At 64.5% G+C, this 4,844-nt stretch carries 4 protein-coding genes and 1 pseudogene; 1 reads left to right on the top strand and 4 read right to left on the bottom strand.

All coding sequences use genetic code 11. From position 1 onward, the window contains the following. On the top strand, positions 1-2,758 hold a 2,758-nt coding region (locus tag EOA22_RS24355), incomplete at its 5' end, for an efflux RND transporter permease subunit (protein WP_164755780.1). Positions 2,759-2,770: 12 nt separating this feature from the next. On the opposite strand, the gene EOA22_RS24350 is transcribed toward EOA22_RS24355, so the two are convergent. The 4 genes and pseudogenes from EOA22_RS24350 to EOA22_RS39040 form a co-directional block, all read right to left on the bottom strand. After that, entirely contained in the window at positions 2,771-3,085 is a 315-nt protein-coding gene (locus EOA22_RS24350) for a hypothetical protein (protein ID WP_063169981.1), read from the bottom strand. A 45-nt stretch (positions 3,086-3,130) separates the two neighbouring features. Beyond that, the gene (locus tag EOA22_RS24345; protein ID WP_013527922.1) at positions 3,131-3,880 is read right to left on the bottom strand and encodes an ABC transporter ATP-binding protein; all 750 of its coding nucleotides are present in this window, start codon (positions 3,878-3,880) and stop codon (positions 3,131-3,133) included. Beyond that, on the bottom strand, positions 3,877-4,722 hold the full coding sequence (locus EOA22_RS24340; RefSeq protein WP_063169980.1) for an ABC transporter ATP-binding protein: 846 nt from the start codon (positions 4,720-4,722) through the stop codon (positions 3,877-3,879). The genes EOA22_RS24345 and EOA22_RS24340 overlap by 4 nt, the downstream gene beginning before the upstream one ends. 10 nt (positions 4,723-4,732) lie before the next feature. Then, a pseudogene (locus EOA22_RS39040) lies at positions 4,733-4,844 on the bottom strand (D,D-dipeptide ABC transporter permease); the annotation flags it as partial.

Genomic DNA, 4,844 nt, shown 5'->3' with positions numbered 1-4,844 from the left:
GCGCAACATGGTCAATGACATCGGGGCACAGTTTCCGCAGGGTGTGCAGGGCCCGTTCTTCAACGACCGCTTCGGCGACGTCTATGGCAACATCTACGCCTTCACATCGGACGGGCTGACGCCGCGCCAGTTGCGCGACTATGTCGAGGATGCCAGAACAAAGATCCTGACCGTGCCCAACGCCGGCAAGGTCGACCTGGTCGGCGCCCAGGACGAAGCGATCTATCTCGAATTCTCAACCCGCCAGATCGCCGCCCTCGGCCTCAACCAGCAAGCGATCGTCGCCAGCCTGCAGGCGCAGAACGCGATCACGCCGTCCGGCGTCATCCAGTCCGGGCCGGAGCGCATCAGCGTGCGTGTCGGCGGGCAGTTCACCTCCGAGGAAAGCCTGCGCGCCATCAATCTGCGCGTCAACGACCGCTTCTTCCGCCTGAGCGACGTAGCGACGATCACACGCGGCTATGTCGATCCGCCGACGGCACTGTTCCGTTTCAACGGCCAGGACGCGATCGGGCTCGCCATCGGCATGAAACCCAACGCCAACCTGCTCGAATTCGGCGAGGCCCTGCACAAGGAGATGGACAAGGTGCTGGCCGACCTGCCGGTCGGCGTCGGCGTGCATCTGGTGGCCGACCAGCCGGTCATCGTCGAGGAGGCCGTCTCGGGCTTTACGCGTGCGCTGTTCGAGGCGGTCGCCATCGTGCTCGCCGTGTCGTTCATCAGTCTCGGCATGCGCGCCGGCTTCGTCGTGGCGCTGTCGATCCCGCTGGTGCTGGCCATCACCTTCACCGTCATGGCCTATCTCGGCATTTCGCTGCAGCGTATTTCCCTGGGTGCGCTGATCATCGCGCTCGGCCTTCTGGTCGACGACGCGATGATCGCGGTCGAGATGATGGTGGCGCGGCTGGAGGTCGGCGACAATCTGCGCAAGGCAGCGACCTATGTCTACACGTCGACCGCCTTTCCGATGCTGACCGGTACGCTGGTAACTGTCGCCGGCTTCATCCCGATCGGCCTCAACAACAGCGCCGCCGGCGAATATACCTTCACCCTGTTCGTGGTCATCGCCGTTTCGCTGCTGGTGTCATGGATCGTGGCGGTGCTGTTTGCGCCACTGCTCGGCGTCACCATCCTGCCGGCGACGATGAAAACCAAGCATCACGACCAGCCGGGCCGCTTCACCTCACTGTTCCGGCGCGTGCTTGTCGGCTCGGTGCGCCATCACTGGCTGACCATCATCGCCACCGTGTCGTTGTTTGCCGGCTCGATCGCCGGCTTCGGCCTGGTGCAGCAGCAGTTCTTCCCGCCATCGGACCGGCCGGAGCTGATCGTCGACTGGAACCTGCCGCAGAATTCTTCGATCGCCGACACGCGCGACCAGATGGAGCGGTTCGAGCAGCGGGCGCTGGTCGGCAATCCCGACATCGACCATTTCTCGTCCTATATCGGCCAGGGCGCGGTGCGTTTCGTGCTCGCCTATGACGTGCAGCCGGCCAACCCCTATTTCGGCCAGACCGTCATCGTCACCAAGAGCATCGAGGCCCGCAACCGGGTCAAGCCGGCGCTGGAAAAGCTGCTGCGCGAGGAGTTCGTCGGCACCGACGCCTTCGTCAAGCCGCTCGAACTCGGACCGCCGGTCGGCCGCCCCGTGCAATACCGCGTCGGCGGTCCCGACATCCAGACGGTGCGCGAACTGGCGCAGCAATTCGCCGGTGTCATCTCCGCCAATCCAAAGCTCGCTGCGCCGACCTTCGACTGGAACGAGCCGCAGCGGGTGCTGAGGGTCGACGTGCTGCAGGACAAGGCACGCCAGCTCGGCATCACCTCCTCCGACATCGCCAGCGCGCTGAACAGTACGGTCGGCGGCGCCACCATCACGCAGGTGCGCGACGCGACCTACCTGATCAATGTCGTGGCCCGCTCCCGCGGGGCCGAACGCGGCTCGATCGAGACGTTGCAGAACATGCAGTTGCCGACCAGCACCGGCGAGGCGATCCCGCTCGCGGCGGTCGCCAACTTCCGCTACGATCTGGAGCAACCGACGGTGTGGCGACGCGATCGCATCCCGACCATCACCGTGCGCGCCGGGCTGGTCGGCGACGTGCTGCCGGCCACGGTCGTCAACGAACTGAAGCCATCGGTCGATGCCTTCACCGCCAAGCTGCCGCCGGGCTATTCGATCGCCACCGCCGGCTCGGTCGAGGAGAGCGCCAAAAGTCAGGGACCGATCGCCGCCGTCGTGCCGTTGATGCTGTTCGTCATGGCAACGATCCTGATGGTGCAGTTGCAAAGCTTCCAGCGCCTGTTCCTGGTCGTGGCGGTGGCGCCGCTCGGCCTGATCGGCGTGGTGGCGGCCCTGGTGCCGAGCGGAGCGCCGCTGGGCTTCGTCGCCATCCTGGGCGTGCTGGCGCTGATCGGCATCCTGATCCGCAATTCGGTCATCCTGATCGTGCAGATCGAGGATCTTGTTCGAGAGGGCAAGGACCGCTGGGCGGCGGTCATCGAAGCGACCGAACACCGGATGCGGCCGATCGCACTGACGGCGGCGGCCGCCAGCCTGGCGCTGATCCCGATCGCGCGTGAAGTGTTCTGGGGTCCGATGGCCTATGCGATGATGGGCGGCATCATCGCGGGTACCGCAATCACGCTGCTGTTCCTGCCGGCGCTTTATGTGACGTGGTTCAGGATCAAGGAGCCGAAGGGCCGGGAAGAGCCACCCGTTCTGGAGAGCGGCGAACTGGCGCAAGGCTCAGCCTAAGGCTTTGCCTGATCATTCGTTGTCGTTGGAGGGCACAGGGCGCGACCTGGCGCGTTGCCATGGCGACGATTTCGAGGTGCGCCAAGCGTGCCAGCCTTCTGGCAAGTCCGCCAACGCCTGGATGCTTTCGTCCCGCTGCACAACGTTTTGCAAGCTGACGATCATGATATCGCCTTCGTCAACAGGTCCGGTTTCGCTGTTGTGGAATTGCCAACTGCCGTCGTCATCGTCATGTGAGACGTATGTAATCCAATCGCCGCGGGTAACGACTGCCCTATCCACAAACACCGCGACATTGGGCGGATCCGCAAACTTCCATTCCTCCATGGGAATTCCCCAAGATGGTTGTTCGGCGCAAAAGAGAAAACGAATTCAAGCGGTTCTCACAAACCCGTCGCTGGCCCGCAACAGATTGCGCGTATAGTCCTTGGTCACGCGGCGCTCGACAAGGTCTGCCGCCGCCAGATTCTCCACCGCCTCGCCGCTTTGCATCACCATCAGCCGCTCGCACATATGGGTGATGATGGCGAGGTCGTGGCTGACCATCAGGAAGGTCAGCTTGCGGCGCTTGCGTACCTCTTCCAGCAGGTTGAGCACTTCCGCCTGCACCGAGGCATCGAGCGCCGAGGTCGGCTCGTCGAGCAGCAGGATCGACGGTTCCAGAATGAGCGCACGCGCGATCGCCACGCGCTGGCGCTGGCCGCCGGAGAGCTGGTGCGAATAGCGAAACCGAAAACCGTTGCCGAGGCCGACTTCGTCGAGCGCCCGCTGGATACGCTTTTCGCCGTCGGCAAAGCCATGGATGGCAAGCGGCTCCTGCAGCAGACGGTCGACGGTCTGGCGCGGGTGCAGCGACCCGTACGGATCCTGGAAGACCATCTGCACTTCACGGTAGAAGGCCTTGTCGCGGCGCGCGCCGAGCGTCTTGCCGTTGACGACGATGCCGCCCGATGCAACCGGCGCAAGGCCGGCGATGGCCCGCAGCAGCGTCGATTTGCCGGAGCCGGATTCGCCGACCAGGCCGAAGGATTCGCCCGGCTGCACGTCGAGGCTGACGCCTTTCAGTGCGCGAAAACGGTCGAAGATCACTTCCAGCCTGTCGACGGCAATCGCAGAAGTCATGCCGCCCACTCCGGCTTGCGGTCGAGCACCGGCAGCGGGTGGCGGTCGGCACCGATCTTGGGCATGCAATTGAGCAGGCCGCGCGTGTAGGGATGCTGGGCCTGGCCGAGTTCGGACGCCTTGAGCTGCTCGACCACCTTGCCGGCATACATGACGATGACGCGGTCGCAGAAGGACGAGACCAGGCGCAAATCGTGCGAGATGAAGATCAGCCCCATGCCACGCTCACTGACCAGCCGGTCGAGGATGCCGAGCACATCGAGCTGCACGGTGACGTCGAGCGCCGAGGTCGGCTCGTCGGCGATCATCATTTCCGGACCGGCGATCAGCATCATGGCGATCATGGCGCGCTGGCCCATGCCGCCCGAAACTTCATGCGGATGCAAATTGAAGACGCGAGAGGGATCACGGATCTGCACCGCCTCCAGCATGGCCAATGCACGGTCGCGCGCCTCCGCCTTGCCGACCTTTTCATGGGTGCGCAGCGTCTCGACGATCTGGCGACCGATGCTCATCACCGGGTCGAGCGAATATTTCGGATCCTGCAGGATCATGGCGATGCGCTTGCCGCGCAGCTTCCTGCGTTCGCGTGGCGAGACGGTGAGCAAATCGATGCCGTCGAAGGCGAGCTTGTTGGCCGATATCCGCGCCTGCGGTGGCGTCAGGCCCATGATGGCGCGGCCGGTCTGCGATTTTCCCGAGCCGGATTCGCCGACGATGCCGAGCCGTTCGCGGCCGAGCGAAAAGGAAACGCCGCGCACCGCCTCGATCAGCCCGGTGCGGGTCGGGAAGGTGACGCGCAGGTCGTCTACGTTGAGAAGCGTTTTCGTTTCTCCGCTCATTGGTCGCCGCTCATTGGTCGCCACTCCGCGGATCGAGCGCGTCGCGCAGGCCGTCGCCAAGCAGGTTGAAGCCGAGGCTGACGATGAGGATGGCGAAGCCCGGCGCACCGGCCACCCACCAC

This window comes from Mesorhizobium sp. M7A.F.Ca.US.014.04.1.1, assembly GCF_003998745.1.
GTDB classification, from domain to species: Bacteria; Pseudomonadota; Alphaproteobacteria; order Rhizobiales; family Rhizobiaceae; genus Mesorhizobium; species Mesorhizobium ciceri.
Note: the sequence above shows the minus strand (reverse complement) of the source record. Positions and strands in the feature narration are given on the sequence as shown.

Excerpts from the sequence above, each read along its gene's own strand:
- EOA22_RS24350 (WP_063169981.1), bottom strand. The coding sequence starts at position 3,085 with ATGGAGGAATGGAAGTTTGCGGATCCGCCCAATGTCGCGGTGTTTGTG.
- EOA22_RS24345 (WP_013527922.1), bottom strand. The coding sequence starts at position 3,880 with ATGACTTCTGCGATTGCCGTCGACAGGCTGGAAGTGATCTTCGACCGT.
- EOA22_RS24340 (WP_063169980.1), bottom strand. The coding sequence starts at position 4,722 with ATGAGCGGAGAAACGAAAACGCTTCTCAACGTAGACGACCTGCGCGTC.